A 20,893-nucleotide genomic window follows, 5' to 3' on the forward strand; every position below is an offset into this window, starting at 1 on the left:
TCTGGGACCCATGCCCGCCCCGACCGCGCCGCCTCGTGTCCGCCGACCCTGGTCGACGTCCGGCTGGCTGCTGCTGGTCGTGCTGGTGGTGTTCGCGTTCGGGCTGATCTCCTCGCGGCCGCCCGCCCCGCCGGACCAGGGCCCGCCCACCGGCGACGTCCTGGCCGCGCAGAACGCCATCGAGGCGCTCGTCCACCCCGGCCCCCGGCCCGACGCGCTCGCGTTGCTGCCCAAGGACTTCACCGCCCTCAGCGGCGTCACCCCGGGCGTCCTCACCGCGCGCGACGGCACCGTCCGCGCCGTGCACGTCGACGGCGGCTGCTCGACCCCGTGGGGCGACGACAACACGAAGTGGGACTACGCCGTGCCGTGCAAGTCCCACGACCTCGGCTACGACCTGCTGCGCTACGCCGACCGCAAGGGCCACCCGCTCGGCCCGGAAGTCCGCGAGGCCCTCGACAACCAGCTGTCCCACGACATGCACCACGCGTGCGACCTCAACCCGATGGGCTCGGCGGGCACGTGCCGGGTCGTCGCGTCGCTGTACTCGGCCGGCCTGGTCCTCAACTCGTGGCACCAGCGCTGGGGCCCGCCGGTCGGCGACCCGATCGGCCCGATGGTCGCCGGCGTGCTCGTGATCGGCCTGCTGCTGGTCGTCCGGCTGCGCGGCTGGCTGAAGGCCCGCCGCGAGCCCCGCCTGCCCGTGCCCGCCGACGTCCCGCCGTCGGTCACGCGGTGGGCCCTGCTCGGCGCCGGCGGCGTCGTCCTCCTGCTCGTCGGCGAGTCGGTCACGGCCCTCGCGCACTGGGCCGGGGCGGCCGAGACGGCGCTGTGGCCGCTGACGTGGCTCGCGCAGCTGGCTCCGCTGATCTTCTTCGCCGGCGGCCACGCCAACGCGGCCGGCTGGCGCACGGAACAGGCCGAGGGCGGCGGCTACCGCCATTACCTCGCCGAACGCGCCAGCCCGCTGCTGCGCCCGGCGCTGATCTTCGCCGTCGTCGCGCTGCTGACGCCGCTGGCGCTCGAACTCCTCGGCATCCCGGCGGGCACGACCGCGACCGTCATGCGGATCGCGCTGCACCCGTTGTGGCTGCTCGGGGTCTACCTGCTGACGATCGTCTGCGCGCCCCCGCTGCTGGCCCTGCACCGCCGGGCGCCGGTGAGCGCGGCCGCGGGACTGCTCGCGCTGGTCGTCGGCGGTGAGCTCGCCGCCGACGCGACCGGCTCGCCGTTGCCCCGCTTCGCCGCGACGTTCGCCCTCGCGCTCCTCGCCCAGCAGCTCGCCTTCGCGCACGCGGACGGTGTCCGCCTGTCACGACGTCTGCTCGCCGCAGCCGCCGCGACCGGGGTGGCGGGCCTCGTCGTGGCGAGCGTCCTGCGGGACGGGCCACCCGTCCTGCTCGGCAGCCCGGGCGCCCCGGCGGCGTTCTCGGCCCCGCCGTGGGGCGTGCTCCTGCTCGGCCTGGTGCAGCTGGGGGTGCTCGGGCTCCTGGCCGGCCCGCTGACGCGCCTGGCCGACCGGCCGGGCGTCGCCGCCGCGTGCCGGTTCGTGGTGCGCGCGCCGATGAGCCTCTACCTGGCGTTCCTGGCCGGGATGCTGCTGCTCGTGGCCGTCGTCCACCTGCCCGGCCGGATCGCGGACGGCCTGAGCTGGCTGGCCCGGCCGCGCACGCTGGTCGCCGTCGGGCTGCTCGCGGTGCCCGCCACCCTCGTGTTCTGGTGGTTCGAGCGGCACAGCCACGGCGCGCGGCGGCCGCGGGCGGCCGAGCTCCCCGGCCGCCGGGCGGTGCTGCTGACCAGGGCCGCGGCCGGGTTCGGCATCGGTTACGCGACGCTCGGCGTGTTCGGCTTCGCGCTGACCCGCTTCGGCGTGGTGGCCGCCGACGCCGACCTGCTGGGCCTGCGGCTCGACCCGATCCAGAGCCTGGTGCACCTGCTGCTCGGGGTGTTCCTGCTGCACACGATCCGCCTCGGCGCGGGCGCGGCGACCGGCACCTGGCTGGCCACGGCGCTGGCCTGCGTGCCTTCCCTGCTGTTCGCCGCCGACGGCGGAGGCACATCCGAACTCCTCGGCGTCACCCTCCACGCGGCGACCGCCGGGTTCGCACTGCTCGCGACCGCCGGCACCCTGCTGCCGGCCCGCCGCCCCGCCAACGCGACGTCCTGACCAGGCGCGACCGGCTCGCCCGCTCGCCCACGGCAGCCGCACGCCCCAACTCCCCGCCGCCCCGCCAACGCGACGCCCTGACCAGGCGCGACCAGCCCACCCGCTCGCCCACAGCAGCGGCACGCCCCAACTCCCCACCACCCCGCCAACGCGACGCCCTGACCACGCACGACCAGCCCACCCGCTCGCCCACAGCAGCGGCACGCCCCAACTCCCCGCCGCCCCGCCAACGCGGCGTCCTGACCAGGCGCGACCGGCTCGGGTGCGGGAAAATGGGTGGTGCGTGCCACAGTCGCGGGGGGATGTGTAACGCTACGGCAACCAGGTGAGGGCACCATGCGTCCCAACCCCAGGACCACCGATCGAAGCAGTGAGGAGCAGCCCGCGTGGATCACCCGCCTCGGAATGGGCAAGGCGGCCGCCGTCCTGTCCGGCCCGGGACGGACGAGCCAGGCCGGCGCACCCCACCGCCGCGCCGCCCGGCGCCCCGCCGTGAACCGGTGGACGCGCGCCGCGTGGCGCCGCCGCGCGGGCCGGCCCCGCGGGCCCGCCGCAACTCCTTCCGCGGCGCGAAGATCGCGCTGGCCGTCGTGTCGCTGCTGGTGATGGGCCTGACCGGGTACGCGTGGGCCGCCATGCAGGGCCTGGTCAACGGCCTGAACTACGCGAACGTGATCAGCGACGGCGGCGGGGGCGACAAGCCCGCCGACGGCGCCCGCGACATCCTGCTCGTCGGCCTCGACAGCCGCACCGACGCGCAGGGCAACCCGCTGCCGCGCGAGGTGCTCGACGAGCTGCGCGCCGGCGAGTCCGACGGCGAGCTCAACACGGACTCGCTGATCTTCGTGCACATCCCGAACGACGGCAGCAAGGCCGTCGCGATGTCGCTGCCGCGCGACTCCTACGTCGACATCCCCGGCTTCGGCAGGCACAAGATCAACTCGGCGTACGCGCGGGCGATGCTGCAGGCCCGCAAGGACCTGCAGAAACAGGGTGTCACCGACCCCAAGGACCTCGACGTCCAGGCCAACCAGGCCGGGGCCAAGGAGCTGATCCAGACGGTCGAGAAGCTCACCGGGTCGACCATCGACAACTACGCCGCGGTCAACCTGCTCGGCTTCAGCGACATCACCAAGGCCATCGGCGGCGTCGACGTCTGCCTGAAGAACAACGTCAAGGACGAGTACTCCGGGGCGAACTTCACCAAGGGCCAGCACACGATCTCCGGCGTCGAGGCGCTCGAGTTCGTCCGGCAGCGCCACGGCCTGCCCAACGGCGACCTCGACCGGGTCGTCCGGCAGCAGGTGTTCATGGCGGGCATGGCCCGCAAGGTGCTCTCGGCCGGCACGCTCACCAACCCGTCGAAGCTGAACGACCTGATCGACGCCATCAAGAAGTCGGTCGTGCTCAACCAGAACTGGGACATCCTCGGGTTCGCCCAGCAGATGAAGGGCCTGACCGGCGGCCAGCTCGAGTTCCGCACCATCCCGGTGAAGAACGTCGAGTACAAGACGCCCGAGGACGGCACCGCCATCCAGGTCGACCCCGCCGAGATCAAGCAGTTCGTGCAGAGCCTCGCCGGACCGCAGCAGGGCCAGCCTTCGCAGCCGTCCGCCCCGCAGGCCGACCCGGCGAACAAGGCGACCACGGTCGATGTCCGCAACGCCTCGGGCAAGACGGGCCTGGCCGCGAGCGTCGCCAAGACCCTCGAAGGCAAGGGCTTCACCTCCGGCGACACGGCGAACGCGACCGCGCGCAAGACCACGGTGATCTGGGTGCCCAAGGGCGCCAAGGACAAGGGCCAGGCCGTCGCTGACGCGCTCGGCGGCTCGCCCACGGTCCAGGAGGACAAGAGCGTGGCGGCCGGGCACGTGATGGTCTTCCTCGGCTCCGACTACGAGGGCACGGCTTCCGACGCGGGCGCCGGCTCCGGCGCGGCCGCGGGCCCGACTTCACAGGCCCCCGCACCGCCGCCCGCCGACGAAGACAAGCCGATCACCGCCGAAGGCGTTCCCTGCGTCAACTGACGTCCTACCAGCCCGTTCACCGGGAACGTCGGCGTTTCCAATGAAGCTGCAAAATGCAACTTGCACTCTCAGCTACCTGCCGTTAACCCGATCGGCCTAACTCGCGCAATCGGTATCAAAGACATGCCCGGAATCGCGTAAGGCCGGGGCTCCCGCGCACTTACATATCCGTGAGGGTGCACCTGCACGGGAAAACTTGTCACCACCGTGCGGGTGCCGCGGGAGAGCACGGCAGGGGACATTGATGTGCTGATCGACGCTGAGGAGTACCAGCGGATACTCGGGGACGAGCTCCGCAAGCTCCGGCGCAGCCGAGGGTGGACGCGCAAGGAGCTGAACCAGCACCTGCAGAGCGAGATTTCGCTGCAGACGCTGGCCACCTACGAATTGGGCACGAGACAGTGCTCCGTCGTGCGCCTGGTCGAACTGTGCGTCGCGATGGACGAGCTCCCCCAGGACCTGCTGGCCAAGGTGCACCGCCGCGTGTTCGTCGACGAGCCCGGCCGGGTCCGCGTCGACCTGCGCAAGCTCGTCGCCGACGCCCCCGCCGACCTGCTCCCGCTGCGCCGCTGGGCCGACGACCGGCTGCGCCAGGCCGGCGAGCACGGCGCCGCCGAGGTCGCCCTGGACCTGCCGGCCCTGGAGCGCATGGCCGAGCTGTGCGACCTGCCGACCGTCGACCTCATCGCCCACCTGCGCCGGTACGCCTCCCGCTGATCCCCCGCGGTCGTGAGTGTTCAGGACGGTTCCCACCGCCCTGAACACTCACGAGCGTCAGCCGACCAGGAAGTCCTCGCGGCGCACCTTGCGCGTGTCGAGCCAGTAGCGCCAGGTGAAGCCGGGCCAGATCGTCCGGTTGACGCCCTTGGCGTCCAGGTACCAGCTCTTGCAGCCCCCGCGCGTCCAGATGCCCTTCGCCAGCTTGCGCTGGATGGCGGCGTTGAACCGCTCCTGCACCTCGGGCTTCGGCTCGATGGCCTTCCCGCGGGCCAGCCGCAGCGCCTCGGCGACGTAGGAGATCTGGGCCTCGATCATGAAGACGACCGAGTTGTGCCCGAGGCCGGTGTTCGGGCCGAGCAGGAAGAACAGGTTCGGGAAGCCGGCGACGGTGATCCCGAGGTGCGTCCGCATCCCCTCGGTCGCCCACTCCTTGCCGAGGTTGCGCCCGTCGCGGCCGACGATCTCCAGGTCGTCGAAGGCGTCGGTGACGTGGAAGCCGGTGCCGTAGACGATCACGTCGGCCTCGTGCTCGACGCCCGCCGCGTCGACGACGCTGCGCTCCCGGACCTCCTTCACGCCCTCGGTGACGACGTCGACGTTGTCCCGCGCCAGCGCCGGGTAGTAGTCGTTGGAGATGAGCACGCGCTTGCAGCCCATGGTGTAGTCCGGGGTCACCTTGCGCCGCAGCGCCGGGTCGGTGATCGCGCGGTCGATGTTGCGCTTGGCCAGCCGCTGCCCGAGCTTCATCACCCAGGACTGGCCGTTGAAGCCGATCGCGCGCGCTTCGAGCATCCAGTACAGCAGGGTGCGGTAGGCGCGCTGGGCCGGCGGGAACGCCTTGAACAGCGTGCGGGCCCGCCCGGACATCTCGTGGTCGGCCTTCGGCATGATCCACGGCGGTGTGCGCTGGAACAGCGTCAGGTCTTCGACGTCCGGGGCGATCTTCGGCACGAACTGGACCGCGCTGGCGCCGGTGCCGATCACGGCGACCTTCTTGCCCTTCAGGTCGACGTCGTGGCGCCACCGCGCGGAGTGGTAGGCCGGACCTTCGAACTTCTCGATCCCGGGCAGCTCCGGGATCATCGGCAGGTGCAGCGCGCCGACCCCGGCGACCAGCGCGTTTCCGACGAACTCGTCGCCGCCCCTCGTGGCGACGTGCCATCGGTTCCCCTCGGCGTCCCAGCGGGCGCCGGTCATCTCCTGGCCGAAGCGGACGAACTTCCGCAGGTCGTACTTGTCGGCGACCTCGCGCATGTACCGCCAGATCTCCGGCTGCGGCGAGTACGCCCGCGACCAGCCCGGGTTCTGCTCGAAGGAGAAGGAGTACATGTGCGACGGGATGTCGCAGGCGCACCCGGGGTAGCTGTTGTCCCGCCAGGTGCCGCCTACGTCGTCCGCCTTCTCGAGGATGACGAAGTCGTCGCGGCCCTCCTTGCGCAGCTGGATCGCCATGCCGAGACCGGAGAACCCGGTCCCGACGATGACGACCCCGGTCTCCGTGCGGTTGCCCATCGCGCCTCCCGGTTACTGTTACCCGTCGTCCATCTTACTCGGAGTAGGTTACTAGCGGTAGAGTGTGACCCGTGACCACCGCGAAGCGCAAGCGCATGCCCCGGGCCGAGCGCGAACGACAGATGATCGAGGTCGCCGAAGAGGTCTTCTCAGCGCGCGGCTACGCGGCAGCGTCCATGGACGAGATCGCCGAGCTCGTGGGCGTCTCCAAACCGATGCTCTACGAGTACTTCAACTCGAAGGAAGGCCTGCTCCTGGCCTGCATCCGACAGTCCCGCGCGATACTGCGCGAGGTCACCGAGCAGGCGACCGTCGGCGCGGCCACCGCCGAGGACGCCCTGCGCCGCGGCCTCCTGGCCTTCTTCGTCTTCATCCGCGAGCGACGCCAGGCCTGGTCCCTGCTCCGGCACGAGATGGCCCTCATCGGCACCCCGGCCGCCGACGAGGTCGAGGAAACCCGGCGCCAGCAAACCGACCTCATCGCCGCCCTCATGAGCGGCCACTTCGACAGCGGCGACGAACTGCGCGCCGAAGCCGCCGCGGAATTCGTGGTCGGCGCGTGCGAACGCCTCGCGATCTGGTGCGAGCGACACGACGAAGTGAGCCCCGAGACCGCCACCGAATACGCCATGGACGTGCTGTGGAGCGGCCTCCAGCACCGTGCACGGTAAAATGCAAGTGCATTAGGCCATTCGGTCGTTACTCAGCGCTGTCGTGTCGTGTGACACAGAGTTGCTCTACGGTATCGAAGACACGGTAGAAAGTGTGCTGGACTTTTCGCAGCCGAGAGGGGGCGCAGACACCGCGTCATGACAACGCGGTAGCGGCGTCACGGTTGTGTAAAGCATGCTGAAGAGGGAGAGGGGCGTGAGGCAGATGGTGGAAGCGATCACGGCGACATACGTCCAGGAGGACGCCGACTGGGCGATCACGGTCAGCGGACGGGAGAAGGAGCTGACCGCCCGCGCACCCGGCATCATCGCCGCCCGCGACCGAGCCGACCAGCTGGTCGAGGAACTCGCCGGCGACACCAAGACCACAGTCGTGCACCTGCTCAACGGCAGCGCGTTCGAGTTCACCCAGGCCTACATGACAGCCCGGATGACCCTCCCCAAACTGCCCCCGCTCGAGATCCCGCCCCCCGGCAGCGTCCCGAAGCAGCAGACCACCGAGAAGACCCCGGACGCCACGGCCGACAAGAAGCCGGCCCTGCCGCCGAGCAAACAACTCCCCAAAGCCGTCGAGGAGCCCAAGCCGGCCCCCGAGACCGTCGAGAAAAAGGCCGAGCAAGCCCGCGCCTGACCCCTACTTGAGCAACTTCCGCACCAACAGGACCAGCACGAGCACACCCGCACCGATCAGCGGGTACTTCACCTTCGGGTCTTCCAGCTTGGCGCGCACACCGTCCTTCGCCGACTCCGCCAACTTCTTCGGGTCGGCCTTGACGGTCAGCTGATCGAGCGTCGACGCCAGGGCCGTCCTGGCCTGCTCGATCTCACGCTCGATCGTCTCGGGATCGCGAGCCACGTGTCCTCCTCGCCGCAGGGACTTCCACACCCCAACTTAGACGACCGCCCCACCGCCGCCCCACCGGCCACGCCGCACGCTACGCTTCCCACTACTGGAGGGCCCGTAGCCCAATTGGCAGAGGCACACGGTTTAGGTCCGTGCCAGTGAGAGTTCGAATCTCTCCGGGCCCACGTTTCTCCTTTGCTCCGCGCTTCGCGCTTCGCCGGATCACTTCGTCGTGTCTTCTGGGGGTGCAACCCCCAGACCCCGCCCGGCGGGCTTCGCCCCCGGACCCCCTCCCGGCGGGCTTCGCCCCCGGACCCCCACCCGGCGGGCTTCGCCCCCAGACCCCCACTCGGGCGGCTTCGCCCCCGAACCCCCACCGGGCGGCTCCGCCCCCAGACCCCCACCGGGCGGCTCCGCCCCCAGACCCCCACTCGGGCGGCTCCGCCCCCAGACCCCCACCGGGCGGCTCCGCCCCCAGCCCCCCTCCCGGCGGGCTACGCCCCCAGACCCCCACTCGGGCGGCTCCGCCCCCAGACCCCACCGGGCGGCTCCGCCCCCAGCCCCCCCCTCCCGGCGGGCTACGCCCCCGAACCCCTACTCGGGCGGCTCCACCTCCAAGCCCCTTCCCGGCGGGCTTCGCCCTCGAACCCCCACCCGGGCGGCTCCGCCCCAGACCCCCCACCCGGCGGGCTTCACCCCCGAACCCCCAACCGGCGGCTTCGCCCCCGAACCCCACCCGGGCGGCTTCGCCCCTGGAACCGTCGTGGTTGCCTTGTCCGGTCTGGTCACCTTGGGGCGATCGTGATGTGTGGCTCCAGTGCTTGCAGGAAGTCCGGTGCGTCGAAGATCTCTCCCGCCGGGGCCACGCCTTTTGTCTTCGTCCGGCCGGTCAGGATTCGCTCCGCCGCCTCCACCGCCAGTGGGGCGCTCACCGCGTAGATGTCCTGGCCCCGTGCGACGATTCGGCGTTCTTCGCTGCCCGCGCGCACCACGACGTCCACCACGAACGTTTCGGCCTCGGTGCGCGGGGCGGCCGTCGACAGCTGGTTGGCCGCGTTGAGCGTCATGTAGCTCGTGACCGTGGGGACCTTCAGGTGCCTGGGGATCGTCACGATGTCCGCCATCGAGAACTCCCCGAACACCCGGCGGGTGCCCAGGGGTTCCGGGAACGGCCAGTCCAGCGTCCGCAGGGCGTCGTCGCGGTACTCCAAGCGGCCGTCCGCGTAGCGGATGCGCTTGCCGCCGCGGCGGGCCCGGGACACCCTGCCCGCGGAGAGCGTTCCCGCCGTCGGCTGCCAGCCGCTCAGGCCGTACGCGACGTGGACCTCGTCCGCCTCCGGCCAGTCGCCCATGGCCGTCGTCGCCAGCAGGTCCGCCAAGCCGCCGAAGAACGCCATCGCCGGGACCACCACCGTGTCCACCGCCAGCTCGAAGGTGTCCAGGTTGGCTTCGATCTCCGCCGCCACGTCGACGTACGGGACGCCCGCGCGGGCCGCGGCCTCGATCAGCGGACGCGCCGTCACCGCGAACGGGCCCGCGCAGTTGATCACCGCCGCCACGCCTTCGAAGGCCCGGTCGAGGGCGGCCGGGTCGTCGACCGGTGCCGGGCGGCCGTTCGGGAGCTGGGCCGCGTCGCGGCCGGAAAGGACCGGGGTGAAGCCGCGGTCGCGCAGTTCCCCCACCACGAACCGGCCGGTGTGCCCGTAGGCGCCGTACACGAGTACCGAAGTCATGCCGCCATCCTCACGACGGTGCGGCCGCGGCGACAGTGTCCGGAACGCCTTGATGCGTACACTTTCGGACATGCACGACGTCGCCCTGGCCGCCACCGACGGGATGCTGTCGTTCGAGCTGACCATCGCCACCGAGGTGTTCGGCGACGACCCGCGGTACGCCTTCGCCGTCTGCGGCTCGGGGCCCGTGCGCGTCGGCCGGTTCCTGCTCGAGCCGGACGACGGGCTCGACCGGCTCGCCCGTGCGGGCACGGTGCTCGTGCCGGGCTGGGCGGACGTCGACGCGGACCCGCCGGCCGACCTGGTCGAGGCGGTGCAGGCGGCCTACGCACGCGGCGCGCGGGTCGCGTCGCTCTGCACGGGCGCGTTCGTGCTCGCCGCGGCCGGGCTGCTCGACGGCCTGCGCGCGACCACCCACTGGGCGCACACCGACGTCCTCGCCGCCCGCTACCCGCGGGTGACCGTGGACCCCGACGTGCTCTACGTCGACAACGGCCGGGTGCTGACCTCGGCCGGCAAGGCCGCCGCGATGGACCTGTGCCTGCACCTGGTGCGCGCCGACCACGGCTCCGCGGCCGCCAACGCGGTGGCCCGCCGCCTCGTCGTGCCGCCGCACCGGGCCGGCGGGCAGGCCCAGTACGTCGCCACGCCGGTCCCCGCCCGCGACGACCACCCGCTGGCCGCGCTGCTGCCGTGGATCACCGCACGGCTCGACCGGCCCCTGACCGTCGAGGACCTGGCCCGGCAGGCGAACCTGAGCACCCGCCACCTCACCCGCCACTTCCGCTCGGCGACGGGCACGACGCCGTTGCAATGGCTGCTGACCCAGCGGATCCGCCGGGCGCAGGAACTGCTGGAGCACACGGATTCCGGTGTGGACACGATCGCGGCGGCGGTCGGCATGGGCACGGCGGCGACGCTGCGGCGCCACTTCAACCGCACGGTCGGCGTGCCCCCGGACACCTACCGCCGGACGTTCCGCGGTTAGGGTTCGCCATGCAGACGTACGGATTCGTGGGGACCGGCGAACTCACCGCCGCCATCGTCGAAGGCCTCGGCACCGAGGCGTCCGTGGTCCTTTCCCCGCGCAACCACGACATCGCGCACGATCTGGCCGCCCGCTTCCCGAACGTGCGGGTCTGCGGCGGCAACCAGGAGGTGCTCGACAGCGCCACGACGGTCGTCCTCGCCGTGCGGCCGCAGGTCGTCCGGGAAGTGCTGGCCGGGCTCGTCTTCCGGCCGGAGCACGTCGTAATGAGCGCGGTCGCCGCCGTCACCGTCACCCAGGTGCGCGACTGGGTTTCACCGGCCGGGCGGGTCGTCCGGTGCATCCCGCTGCCGACGGCCAGCCGGCGCGCGAGCCGCACCGCCATGTACCCGGACGACGCCGACGCCAGGGCCCTCTTCGAAACCGTCGGCGACGTCGTCGTCCCCGCGGACGAGACGGCGCTCGCCACCTTCAGCGCCGCCACCGCCACCTTCGCCGCGCACCTCGACCAGCTCGCCACGATCGCGGGCTGGATGGCCGAGCACGGCGTCGCCCCCGAGGACGCGAACGCCTACATCGCCCACGTCTTCGGCGAACTCGGCCACACCTTGGCCGCGCACCGGGGCACCCTCGGCGAACTGGCGCGCAAGCACGAGACTCCGGGCGGGATCAACGAGCAGTTCCGGACGGCCGTGCGCGACCCCGCCCGTGTGCGCCACGCCCTCGGCGACGTCCTCGCCCGCGTGAAAGGTCAGTAGCGGACGTCGCTCCGCAGCAGCGGCGGGTACACAGTGGACGGTTCGCCGTCGACCGTCGCGCCCGCGAACTGCAGCATCGCGCGCTGGGCGCCGTGCATCGGAGCCGGATAGTCCAGCGTGGGCGCGGAAACCTCGTCCAGCACCGCGAGCTGCGCGGGCGTGAGCGTGACCTCCAGGGCCGCGAGGTTGCCGGTCAGGTGTTCCAGCCGCCGCGCGCCGACGATCGGGACCACCGTTCCGCGCCGGGCCCGCAGCCACGCCAGGGCCACCGTCGCCGACGTCGTCCCCAGCTCGGCCGCGACCGACGCCACGGCGTCGATCACCGCGTACTCGGCATCGGTCGGGCCGCCGACGTAAGCCGCGCGGGCGGAGTCGGAAACCCCGGCGCCACGCCGGTACTTGCCCGACAGGAAGCCGTTCTTGAGCGGGCTCCACGGCGTCAGCGCGAGGCCCTGGTCGAGCGCGAACGGCGCCAGTTCGCCTTCGACCGTCCGCGCCAGCAGCGAGTACTCGACCTGCAGCGCGATCAACGGCGTCCAGCCGCGCAGGAGTGCCGTCGTCTGCGCCTGCGCGGTGACCCACGCCGGGGTGTTCGAGAAGCCGACGTAGCGGATCTTGCCCGCCCGGACCAGGTCGTCGAGGGTCCGCATGGTCTCCTCGACCGGCGTGTGGCGGTCCCAGTTGTGCAGCCAGTAGAGGTCGAGGTGGTCGGTGCGCAGCCGCCGCAGGGACTCGTGGAGCTGGGCGATGATCGACGCGCGGCCGGCGCCGCCGCCGTTGGGGTCGCCCGGGAACATGTTGCCGAAGAACTTCGACGCGAGCACGACGTGGTCGCGCCGGCCCGGTTGCGCGGCGAAGAAGTCGCCGAGGATCTTCTCCGAATGGCCGTTGGTGTAGAAGTTGGCCGTGTCGACGAAGTTGCCGCCTCGGTCGAGGTAGGTCGCGAGGATCTTCTCGGACTCCTCGACGCTGCAGCCGGCGCCGCCCGGGTCTTCGCCGAAGGTCATCGCGCCGAGCGCGAACGGGCTGACGCGGAGCCCGGACCGGCCGAGGGTGACGTACTGGTCGAGTGTCATGAACCGCTCCTCTGGTGTCGTTTTGACCAACACCAGAGAACCGCATCCACCCAGCTCAACGGTAGACTGATCGACGTCAGTTCTTGCACGATCCGCGCAATCATGGTTGCCTGAGGCGCGTCGTGGTGCTTCTCTTGAGAGGTGCTGACCGAGCTTCGCGACCTCGTCGCCGCCCACGCGCGCGCCGACCTGCGCACCCCGATCCCGGGCCTGCTGCTGTCCGAAGTGGACACCAGCGAACCGGACTATTCGCTGACCGAGCCGCTGCTGGTCGTGCTGGCCCAGGGCGGCAAGCGGCTCCTGCTCGGCGAGCAGGTCCACGAGTACCGGGCCGGGCAGTACCTGCTGGTCAGCACGGACCTGCCGGTGACCGGCCATTTCCTCGGTGCGACGCCGGAGACGCCGGCCCTGGGCATGGGCCTCGCGCTGCGCCCGGCGGCCATCGCCCCGCTGCTGCTCGAAACCCCGCCCGGCCGCTGGTCGCGCACGCCACCGGCGTCGCCGATCGCGACCGGCGACGCCGGTCCGGAGCTGCTCGACGCGGCCGTCCGGCTGCTCCGGCTGCTCGACCACCCGGCGGACGCGCCGGTGCTGGCCCCGCTGGTCGAGCGCGAAATCCTGTGGCGCCTGCTGACCGGCCCGCACGGTGACCTGGTCCGCCAGATCGGCCTGGCCGACAGCGGCCTCGCGCACGTCGGGCGCGCGATCCGCTGGATCCGCGAGAACTACGCGGAGCCGATGCGGATCGAAGAGCTCGCCAAGCTGACCGGGATGAGCCCGTCGGCGTTCCACCGGCACTTCCGCGGGGTGACGGCCCTGAGCCCGCTGCAGTTCCAGAAGCGCATCCGCCTGCAGGAAGCCCGTTCGCTGCTCCTGGCCGGCGCGGCGGACATCGCGGGCGTGGGCCACCTGGTCGGCTACGACAGCCCCTCCCAGTTCAACCGCGAGTACCGCCGCCTGTTCGGAGCCCCACCGGGCCAGGACGCGGCCCGCCTCCGCGCGGCGGCCGCTCCGGGACCGCGGCTGCCTTGAGGTCCGATCCGGTCGGGACCGCCCGAGTCCGACCAACCCGCGCAGCCACCTGCGACCCCGGCGGCCCGAGGTCCGATCCGTTCAAGACCGCCGCGCTCGCCAGTGCGAGGCTGACCGCATGGCTGTGAACCTTTCCGCGGCAGCGTCCTTCATGGCGACGCACGCCCGGCTCCTCGACCGACGCCGCTTCGAGTTGCTCCGCGGCGAAACGACCGCCGACGCCGTACTGGCCGCCGTCGACGGTTACCGCAATCCCGACGGGGGCTACGGCTGGGGCCTCGAGCCCGACCTGCGGGCGCCCGAGAGCCAGCCCGGCGGAGCCCTCCACGCCTTCGAAGTGTTCGAAGAAATCGGCACCTCCCCGCACTCCGCGCCCCTGTGCGACTGGCTCGCGTCCGTCTCCACCCCGGACGGCGGGCTGCCGTTCGCCCTGCCGGTGGCGGACCCGGCGGGGTGCGCGCCCTTCTGGGCCCAAGCCGACCCGGAGCGGGCCACGCTGCAGAGCACGGCGTTCGCGGCCGGCGTCGCCTTGCGCGTCGCCCGCCACGACCAGGCAGTGCGGGAACACCCGTGGCTCGCGGCGGCGACGCAGTACTGCTTCCGCGAAATCCGCGCCATCGCCGAGGCGCCGCACGCGATCGAGCTGTCGTTCGCGGTCGGCATGGTGGACGCGGCCCACGACTTCCACCCGGAGGCGGCCGAACTCCTGGACCGGCTGGCGCCGTACGTCTCACCCGAAGGACTGGTCCCCGTAGCCGGCGGCTCCGAAGGCGAAACGTTGCGCGCACTGGACTTCGCGCCCCTGCCGGACCGTCCGGCCCGCGCGCTGTTCAAGGCCGAGGTGATCGACGCGGAGCTGCGGCGCCTGGCGGACGAGCAGCAGGACGACGGCGGCTGGCGGGTCGACTTCGCGAGCTACTCGCCCGCGGCGGAGCTCGAATGGCGCGGCTACGCGACCGTCCGCGCGGTCTCGATCCTGCAGCGCAACGGAGTCGTCTGAGCTTCTACACCACCGCCGCCGGGCTTCACTCGGCCGTGGACTCTCGGGTCACCGACAGTCACTGGCACGCGGCTTCCGGTGTGCGCGGCCGAACCCGTACTGTGACGGGGAAGCCGGTGCCCGGAGGTGGAGGATGTCGTCGCGCAACCCGTTGAGCTGGTTCGCCCGGTGGGCCGACTGGTTCGAGGAACGCGGCGTGTACGTGCCCGGCGAGGAGAGCCGCGCCGTTGATCCGGTCCGGGATTTCGGCTGGCTGATGGCCTCCTGGGTGGCCGGGGTGGCGATCTTCATCCTGCTGTTCGCGCTCGCGGTTTAAGTGGCATGTCGGTGGTGATTGTCACCACCCGTGCCGTTCCGGTCACGGATTGGCCACGGGGCGGCACCAGGTGCGCGACAACCCCCGGTGGCGCCTCGTAACCGAGCGGGATCACGGCCAGAGTGGAGCGGGTTCGCCCGGCACGCCCCCGATGCCGAACGGCACCCCCGACCCGCCGACTGGAGTACCCGCGATGGCGCTCGCGCGCACGTGCAAGATCATGTTCACCACAGGACTGCTTTCCCTGGCGGTGGCGTGCGGGGTCCCCGCGGCTCAGGACGGCACCGCCGCGCTCGGCGCGGGCGGTGGCCAGGCGGGCGCCAGCGCGGCGCAGGCGGGCAACGACCTCAAGTTCGGCGCGGACCACCGGTTCGCCAGCGGGGTCACCATCTCGGTCGGCTCGCCCAAGTCCTTCACGCCCAGTGCTTCGGCGTACCCGCACAGCCCGCGCGGCGCGGCCTTCGACGTCGAGCTGACGAACGACGGCGCGACGACGTACAAGCTCTCGGGTCTCACCGTGACGGCCACCACGGCGGGCGCGCCGGTCAAGCAGGTCGCGGACACCACCCAGGGCTTCACGGGCATCGCGGACGCGGGCAAGGACGTCCTGCCGGGCCGCTCGGTGCACGTCACGCTGGCCTTCGCGGTGCCGCAGGAGCCGACCCAGCTGCGGCTGCAGATCCGCCAGAGTGCTGCAGATGCCGCTGTCGCCACCTATTGCGGGCCCGCCTGACGTTAGGCTCGGAGCATGACCGAGCGACTCTCCCCGGGTGACGACGCCCCCGACTTCACCCTGCCCGACAGCGAGGGCAAGGACGTCTCCCTGCGCGACTTCCGCGGCCAGTCCGTGGTCGTGTACTTCTACCCGGCCGCGAGCACGCCGGGCTGCACCAAGCAGGCCTGCGACTTCCGCGACAACCTCTCGGAGCTCAACGACGCCGGCTACCAGGTCATCGGCATCTCGCCGGACAAGCAGGCGAAGCTCGCGAAGTTCGTTGCGAACGAGAAGCTGACCTTCCCGCTGCTGGGCGACCCGGAGAAGACCGTCCTGAACGAGTGGGGCGTGTACGGCGAGAAGAAGAACTACGGCAAGACCTACATGGGCGTCATCCGCTCGACGTTCGTGGTCGACCCGGAGGGCAAGATCGCCCACGCCTTCTACAACGTCCGCGCGAGCGGCCACGTGGCGAAGCTGACCCGCGACCTCGGCCTGGCTTCCTGATCACCGGCTGACCACTCGCCCACCGCGCACGGTCCCAGCACGCAGCAAGCCGCGGAGGTCACATCTCCTCAATGTGGCCTCCGCAGACTTGAGCTTCAGCCTTCGGCGAGTTCCCGCAGCGCCGGGAGCAGGGCCCGCAACGCCAGGCCCCGGTGGGACTGGGCGTCCTTTTCGGACGGCTCCATCTCCGCCGACGTCCGCGACTCGCCGTCCGGGACGAAGATCGGGTCGTACCCGAAGCCGTTCGTGCCCCGCCGCTCGCGCACCAGGGATCCGCGCCACTCGCCGCGGACCACGGTCTCCTCGCCGGAAGCCAGGACCAACGCGGCCGCGCAGACGAACTGCGCCCCGCGCCGCTCGTCCGGCACGTCGCCGAGCTGGGCGAGCACGAGGTCCAGGTTCGCCTCGTCGTCGCCGTGCTTGCCCGACCAGCGGGCCGACAGCACGCCCGGCATGCCGTTCAACGCGTCGACCGCGATGCCCGAGTCGTCGGCGATCGCCGGAAGACCCGTGGCCGCGACGGCGTCCCGGGCCTTGGCGACCGCGTTGCCCTCGAAGTCCGGCGCCGTCTCGGGCTCCTCCGGGAACGGCGGGACGTCGGCGAGGCCGAGCACCTCGATGCCGGAAATCCCTTCGGCGTCGAGAATGCGCCGCAGCTCGCCCAGCTTCTTCGCGTTGCGCGTGGCCAGAAGCAGCTCCGTCACTTCGAGCCCTTCTTCTTGTCCGGACGCGGCTCCGGCAGCTCGCCGGGGTACGGCAGCGCCAGGGCCTCGTTCTGCAGCCGGGTCAGCTCTTCGCAGCCCGCCAGGGCCATGTCCAGCATGGTGTCCAAAGTGGACCGGGCGAAGGTCGCGCCCTCGCCGGTGCCCTGGACCTCGATCAGCGTGCCCGCGTCCGTGGCCACCACGTTCATGTCGACCTCGGCGCGCGAGTCCTCCTCGTACGGCAGGTCGAGCCGCACGCGGCCGTCGACCACGCCGACGCTCACCGCGGCCACCGACGACGACAGCGGCTGCGGGTCGTTGAGCCGGTTCGCCGCGCCCAGCCACGTGATCGCGTCGGCCAGCGCGACGTAGCCGCCGGTCACCGCGGCCGTGCGGGTGCCGCCGTCGGCCTGGATGACGTCGCAGTCGATGACGATCGTGTTCTCGCCCAGCGCCGCCAGGTCGATGCAGGCACGCAGCGAACGCCCGATCAGCCGTGAGATCTCGTGCGTGCGACCGCCGATCCGGCCCTTGACCGACTCGCGGTCACCGCGGGTGTTGGTCGCGGACGGCAGCATCGCGTATTCGGCGGTCACCCAGCCGAGGCCGGACCCGGCCCGCCAGCGCGGCACGCCTTCGGTGACGCTCGCCGCGCACAGCACCCGCGTGTTGCCGAATTCGATCAGCACGGACCCCGCCGGCCACTGCTGGAACCCCCGGGTGATCTTGATGTCCCGGAGCTGGTCGTCGTTCCTGCCATCTTTTCGAGCCACGGGAGCACTCTAGGACCGCCCGCACCCGGCCCTCGCACCGCGTCGGGCCCCGTGCAATTCATCACACGTTGACTTCCGGGCCGCGCCGGGCGCAAAATTCATCACATGATGAATGGGATCGGGTGGGCGCTGAAGGCGCTGGGTACCGCGGCCGTGGGCGCGATCGCCGTCCTGACGCTGCGCGACAAGCTGCCCGCTCCCGCCGACGTCCTCGCCGCCCTGCGCACGGCCGACGCCCGGTGGCTGGTCGCCGGCGCGGCCGCCGAGTTCGCCTCGATGGCGATGTTCGCCCGGCAGCAACGCCGCCTGCTCATCGCGTTCGGCGTCCGGCTGCCCCGGCACCGCGCGCTCGCGCTGTCCTACAGCCGCTCCGCCCTCTCGATCAGCCTCCCCGCGGGCTCGGCGGTGTCGGCCGCCTACGCCTTCCGCCAGTTCCGCGCGGGCGGCGCCGACCGCGCCGCCGCGACGTCGGTCATGGTGCTCTCCGGCTTGCTGTCCTTCGCCGGGCTGGCACTCCTGTACGGCACCGGCGGGCTGCTGCGCCTCGGCGTCGGCCCCGCCGTGGGCGCCCTGGTCGCGACCGGGCTCGTCGCCTGGTTGGTGGTGCGCCGTCCCGCGCGGCCGCCGAAGGTCCACAAGGGACGCGCGGCGCCGCTGTTCGACGCCCTCGCGACGGCCCGCGACGTCGCCCCGCGGCACTGGACGCTCGCCCTCGCCGCGGCCGCCGCGAACTGGCTCACCGACCTGCTCTGCCTGTCCGCCGCGGCTCGCGCGTTCGACCTGCCCCTCACCGTCGCGCAGCTCGCCGGCGTCTACCTCACCGTGCAGGTGGTCCGGCAGATCCCGCTCACGCCCGGCGGCATCGGCGTGATCGAAGCGAGCCTGCTCGCCGGCCTCGTTTCGGCGGGCGCCGCGCACCCGGCCGCGGCCGCCGCCGTGCTCGCCTACCGGCTGCTGTCCTGCTGGCTGGTCCTGCCGCTCGGCCTGGCCGGCTGGCTGGTGCTGCGCCGCTCACACGTCGTAGACGGCGCCCTGCTTGACGACCTCGGCCCCCGGGAACTCGGCGGAAGCCTCGGCGAGAACCGCGCCGGCGTCGGTCCACGGCGCGATGTGCGTGAGCAGCAGCCGGCCGACACCGGCGTCGCGCGCCAGCTCGCCCGCCTGCTTCCCCGACAGGTGCACCCCGGCCGGGCGCTCCGCCGAGTCCGTCCAGGACGCCTCCGCGAGCAGCAGGTCGACGCCGTCGGCGAGCTCGTTCAGCGCCCGGCACGGCCCGGTGTCGCCGGTGAACGCCAGGATCCGGCCGCCGTAGGCGATGCGCAGGCCGTACGCCGGGGTCGGGTGGTCGACCTCGACCGCGACGACGTCGAACGGCCCGATCCGGAACGGCTCGGCCCGCAGCGGGTGGAAGTCGTAGACGTCGGTGAGGTCCGTGGTGGCCCGCTCGGTCTCGTTGGGCGCGTACGCGTTCGCCAGCCGCAGGGGCGCGTCGTGCGGCGCGTACAGCGGCAGCAGGCGCGGACGCGCCGGGTACGGCGGCGCCGGGTGGTAGCGCCGCAGGACGGTGAGCGCGCTGACGTCGGCGCAGTGGTCCGGGTGCAGGTGCGTGAGCACCAGCGCGTCCAGGTCGAACGGGTCGGCCACGGCCTGCAACTGCGCCAGCGTGCCGTTGCCGAGCTCGAGACCGAGCAGGAAGCCCTCGGCCTCGACCAGGTAGCCGGACGCGGCGGTGTTCGGCCCGGGGATGCTGCCGGAGCACCCGAGGATGGTCAGTCGCACTTCGACACCCTAAGCGCCCGGCGCGCCGATCACGCGGTGGTGGGAGCGAGGACACCCGGGGCGAACCCCATGAACCGCGCCGCCAGCCGGGTGAACGGCTCGGCCGAGCCGGTGGCGAGGAACTCGTGCCGCGGCGGCTCCTGCCGGGCCGACAGCAGATCCCGCTCGGTGAGCACCCGGACGACGTCCTTGGCCGTCTCCTCCGCGCTCGAAACCAGGGTGACCTCCTGGCCCATCACGATCTGGAGCACGCCCTGCAGCAGCGGGTAGTGCGTGCAGCCGAGCACGAGCGTGTCGACCTCGGCGTCGAGCAGCGGCTCCAGGTAGCCCTGCGCGAGTCCGAGGACCTGCCGCCCGGTCGTGATGCCACGCTCGACGAAGTCGACGAACCGCGGGCAGGCGACGCTGGTGAGCGTGATCCCCGGCGCCGCGGCGAACGCGTCCTCGTAGGCGCGCGACCGCACGGTGCCCTCGGTGCCGATCACGCCGACCCGGCCGGAGTGCGTGGCCACGACGGCGCGGCGCGCGGCGGGCAGGACGACCTCGATCACCGGCACGTCGTAGCGCTCCCGCGCGTCGCGCAGGCAGGCCGCGGACGCCGTGTTGCACGCGATGACGAGAGCCTTCACGCCGCTCTCGACGATCTCGTCGAGAGCCTCGAGCGCGTAGCGGCGGGCGGTGGCGATCGGGAGCGGGCCGTACGGGTTGCGCGCCGTGTCGCCGACGTAGCGGAGCTGTTCGGCGGGCAGTTGCTCGAGCAGCGCCCTCGCGACGGTCAGCCCGCCGACGCCGGAATCGAACACGCCGATCGGGGCATCAGCGGGCGAAGACGTCACCCGTCGAGGTTACCCGGGGCCGCGGGCACCGGTTTCCGCGACTTGCCCGTGCGGCTGGTCAGCCACGCCGCGAGGACACCGGCCAGCGCGCCGAAGACGTGCCCCTGCCAGGAAACGCCGGGGTTGCCCGGCAGCAGCCCGGCCAGCATGCCGCTCCACACGCCGAGCAGCACCACCGCGACCAGGATCTGCCCGGCCGCGCGGTTGAAGATGCCGCGCACCAGCAGGTAGGCGAGCCAGCCGAAGGCCAGTCCGGAGGCGCCGACGGTGACCGTGTTCGCCGGCCCGATCAGCCAGACCCCGAGCCCGGACACCACCCAGATGATGGCCGTGACCAGGGCGAACCGGCCGATCCCGGCGGCCATGGCGAGGAAGGAGAACAGCAGCACCGGCACGGTGTTCGCGAACAGGTGCGACCAGCCCGTGTGCAGCAGCGGCGCGAACAGCACCCCGTCGAGCCCCGACAGCTCCCGCGAATGGATGCCGCCCTGGTCGAGGTCGCCGGGCAGGATCACGTCCGCCAGCTCGACCAGGTAGAGCAGCAGGGTGAACGAGAGCGCGACGATGGCGGCCGCCCGCGGTCTCGGCGGCAGCACGCGCTTGGCCGCATCGGTTTCCGGGGCCGGGTTCACGGGCAAAGTGCTCACGTCCTCGACGCTACGTCGCGATCAGCGGGTCCGCCTCGGGTGAATTCCCTGATCCGGGGTTTTTGTCGGTGGTCGCCGCTAGCGTCTG

21 protein-coding genes, 1 tRNA gene and 1 pseudogene are annotated in these 20,893 nt (G+C 72.2%); 14 read left to right on the forward strand and 9 right to left on the reverse strand.

Annotated features, from left to right (window positions below; genetic code table 11):
• Nucleotides 1-10: 10 nt before the first annotated feature.
• The 3 genes from ACWEN0_RS00570 to ACWEN0_RS00580 all read left to right on the forward strand — a co-directional run bounded on the left by ACWEN0_RS00570 (nucleotide 11) and on the right by ACWEN0_RS00580 (nucleotide 4,911).
• Nucleotides 11-2,167, forward strand: coding sequence for a phospholipase A2 (locus ACWEN0_RS00570; protein ID WP_451967623.1), 2,157 nt, complete (start codon nucleotides 11-13; stop codon nucleotides 2,165-2,167).
• A 386-nt stretch (nucleotides 2,168-2,553) separates the two neighbouring features.
• Nucleotides 2,554-4,194, forward strand: a complete 1,641-nt coding sequence (locus tag ACWEN0_RS00575; protein WP_451967625.1) for an LCP family protein — start codon at nucleotides 2,554-2,556, stop codon at nucleotides 4,192-4,194.
• A 246-nt stretch (nucleotides 4,195-4,440) separates the two neighbouring features.
• A complete protein-coding gene (locus ACWEN0_RS00580) occupies nucleotides 4,441-4,911 on the forward strand; it encodes a helix-turn-helix domain-containing protein (RefSeq protein WP_451967627.1) in 471 nt (156 codons plus the stop codon).
• Between the two features lie 57 nt (nucleotides 4,912-4,968).
• Here ACWEN0_RS00580 and ACWEN0_RS00585 read toward each other — a convergent pair whose 3' ends face one another.
• Nucleotides 4,969-6,426, reverse strand: coding sequence for a flavin-containing monooxygenase (locus ACWEN0_RS00585; RefSeq protein WP_451967629.1), 1,458 nt, complete (start codon nucleotides 6,424-6,426; stop codon nucleotides 4,969-4,971).
• A 71-nt stretch (nucleotides 6,427-6,497) separates the two neighbouring features.
• On the opposite strand from ACWEN0_RS00585, the gene ACWEN0_RS00590 reads away from it, so the two are divergent.
• Nucleotides 6,498-7,097: a TetR/AcrR family transcriptional regulator gene (locus tag ACWEN0_RS00590; RefSeq protein ID WP_451967631.1), complete on the forward strand. Its 600-nt coding sequence runs from the start codon at nucleotides 6,498-6,500 to the stop codon at nucleotides 7,095-7,097.
• Between the two features lie 205 nt (nucleotides 7,098-7,302).
• A complete protein-coding gene (locus ACWEN0_RS00595; protein WP_451969788.1) occupies nucleotides 7,303-7,728 on the forward strand; it encodes a hypothetical protein in 426 nt (141 codons plus the stop codon).
• Nucleotides 7,729-7,731: 3 nt separating this feature from the next.
• Here ACWEN0_RS00595 and ACWEN0_RS00600 read toward each other — a convergent pair whose 3' ends face one another.
• Nucleotides 7,732-7,953 (reverse strand): DUF3618 domain-containing protein, encoded by a 222-nt coding sequence (locus ACWEN0_RS00600; RefSeq protein WP_451967632.1) that lies wholly within the window; start codon nucleotides 7,951-7,953, stop codon nucleotides 7,732-7,734.
• Between the two features lie 99 nt (nucleotides 7,954-8,052).
• Between ACWEN0_RS00600 and ACWEN0_RS00605 the strand changes: the two genes are divergently transcribed.
• Nucleotides 8,053-8,126: transfer RNA gene (locus ACWEN0_RS00605), tRNA-Leu, on the forward strand.
• A gap of 600 nt (nucleotides 8,127-8,726) precedes the next feature.
• Here the strand turns inward: ACWEN0_RS00605 and ACWEN0_RS00610 are convergent.
• Nucleotides 8,727-9,674 (reverse strand): saccharopine dehydrogenase NADP-binding domain-containing protein, encoded by a 948-nt coding sequence (locus ACWEN0_RS00610; RefSeq protein ID WP_451967634.1) that lies wholly within the window; start codon nucleotides 9,672-9,674, stop codon nucleotides 8,727-8,729.
• A gap of 70 nt (nucleotides 9,675-9,744) precedes the next feature.
• On the opposite strand from ACWEN0_RS00610, the gene ACWEN0_RS00615 reads away from it, so the two are divergent.
• A complete protein-coding gene (locus tag ACWEN0_RS00615; RefSeq protein WP_451967636.1) occupies nucleotides 9,745-10,662 on the forward strand; it encodes a helix-turn-helix domain-containing protein in 918 nt (305 codons plus the stop codon).
• 8 nt (nucleotides 10,663-10,670) lie between these two features.
• Nucleotides 10,671-11,420 carry an NAD(P)-binding domain-containing protein gene (locus tag ACWEN0_RS00620; RefSeq protein WP_451967638.1) on the forward strand — a complete coding sequence of 250 codons (750 nt, stop codon included), beginning with the start codon at nucleotides 10,671-10,673 and terminating at the stop codon, nucleotides 11,418-11,420.
• On the opposite strand, the gene ACWEN0_RS00625 is transcribed toward ACWEN0_RS00620, so the two are convergent.
• Nucleotides 11,414-12,496 (reverse strand): aldo/keto reductase, encoded by a 1,083-nt coding sequence (locus tag ACWEN0_RS00625; RefSeq protein WP_451967640.1) that lies wholly within the window; start codon nucleotides 12,494-12,496, stop codon nucleotides 11,414-11,416. The genes ACWEN0_RS00620 and ACWEN0_RS00625 overlap by 7 nt on opposite strands.
• Before the next feature lie 141 nt (nucleotides 12,497-12,637).
• Here ACWEN0_RS00625 and ACWEN0_RS00630 point away from each other — a divergent pair, with 141 nt between their 5' ends.
• The 5 genes from ACWEN0_RS00630 (at nucleotide 12,638) to bcp (ending at nucleotide 16,066) form a co-directional block, all read left to right on the forward strand.
• Entirely contained in the window at nucleotides 12,638-13,528 is an 891-nt protein-coding gene (locus ACWEN0_RS00630) for an AraC family transcriptional regulator N-terminal domain-containing protein (RefSeq protein ID WP_451967642.1), read from the forward strand.
• A gap of 118 nt (nucleotides 13,529-13,646) precedes the next feature.
• Nucleotides 13,647-14,528, forward strand: coding sequence for a hypothetical protein (locus tag ACWEN0_RS00635; protein WP_451967644.1), 882 nt, complete (start codon nucleotides 13,647-13,649; stop codon nucleotides 14,526-14,528).
• Between the two features lie 133 nt (nucleotides 14,529-14,661).
• On the forward strand, nucleotides 14,662-14,844 hold the full coding sequence (locus tag ACWEN0_RS00640; protein ID WP_451967646.1) for a hypothetical protein: 183 nt from the start codon (nucleotides 14,662-14,664) through the stop codon (nucleotides 14,842-14,844).
• Nucleotides 14,845-15,037: 193 nt separating this feature from the next.
• A complete protein-coding gene (locus tag ACWEN0_RS00645) occupies nucleotides 15,038-15,577 on the forward strand; it encodes a hypothetical protein (protein WP_451967647.1) in 540 nt (179 codons plus the stop codon).
• A 15-nt stretch (nucleotides 15,578-15,592) separates the two neighbouring features.
• A complete protein-coding gene (bcp, locus tag ACWEN0_RS00650) occupies nucleotides 15,593-16,066 on the forward strand; it encodes a thioredoxin-dependent thiol peroxidase (protein ID WP_451967648.1) in 474 nt (157 codons plus the stop codon).
• 95 nt (nucleotides 16,067-16,161) lie between these two features.
• Here the strand turns inward: bcp and rdgB are convergent, their stop codons facing one another.
• Entirely contained in the window at nucleotides 16,162-16,770 is a 609-nt protein-coding gene (gene rdgB, locus ACWEN0_RS00655) for an RdgB/HAM1 family non-canonical purine NTP pyrophosphatase (protein ID WP_451967649.1), read from the reverse strand.
• The gene (gene rph, locus ACWEN0_RS00660) at nucleotides 16,767-17,543 is read right to left on the reverse strand and encodes a ribonuclease PH (RefSeq protein WP_364721812.1); all 777 of its coding nucleotides are present in this window, start codon (nucleotides 17,541-17,543) and stop codon (nucleotides 16,767-16,769) included. The genes rdgB and rph overlap by 4 nt, the downstream gene beginning before the upstream one ends.
• Before the next feature lie 108 nt (nucleotides 17,544-17,651).
• Between rph and ACWEN0_RS00665 the strand changes: the two are divergent.
• A pseudogene (locus tag ACWEN0_RS00665) lies at nucleotides 17,652-18,467 on the forward strand (lysylphosphatidylglycerol synthase transmembrane domain-containing protein); the annotation flags it as partial.
• Between the two features lie 87 nt (nucleotides 18,468-18,554).
• On the opposite strand, the gene ACWEN0_RS00670 reads toward ACWEN0_RS00665, so the two are convergent.
• Genes ACWEN0_RS00670 through ACWEN0_RS00680 form a run of 3 tightly spaced genes read right to left on the reverse strand, consistent with a single transcriptional unit; the run spans nucleotide 18,555 to nucleotide 20,805 of the window.
• Nucleotides 18,555-19,322 (reverse strand): MBL fold metallo-hydrolase, encoded by a 768-nt coding sequence (locus ACWEN0_RS00670; RefSeq protein ID WP_451967650.1) that lies wholly within the window; start codon nucleotides 19,320-19,322, stop codon nucleotides 18,555-18,557.
• Between the two features lie 29 nt (nucleotides 19,323-19,351).
• On the reverse strand, nucleotides 19,352-20,158 hold the full coding sequence (gene murI, locus ACWEN0_RS00675; RefSeq protein WP_451967651.1) for a glutamate racemase: 807 nt from the start codon (nucleotides 20,156-20,158) through the stop codon (nucleotides 19,352-19,354).
• Nucleotides 20,155-20,805, reverse strand: a complete 651-nt coding sequence (locus tag ACWEN0_RS00680; RefSeq protein WP_451967652.1) for a rhomboid family intramembrane serine protease — start codon at nucleotides 20,803-20,805, stop codon at nucleotides 20,155-20,157. The genes murI and ACWEN0_RS00680 overlap by 4 nt, the downstream gene beginning before the upstream one ends.
• Between the last annotated feature and the right edge of the window lie 88 nt (nucleotides 20,806-20,893).

The sequence above is a fragment of the Amycolatopsis sp. NPDC004378 genome (assembly GCF_053602455.1).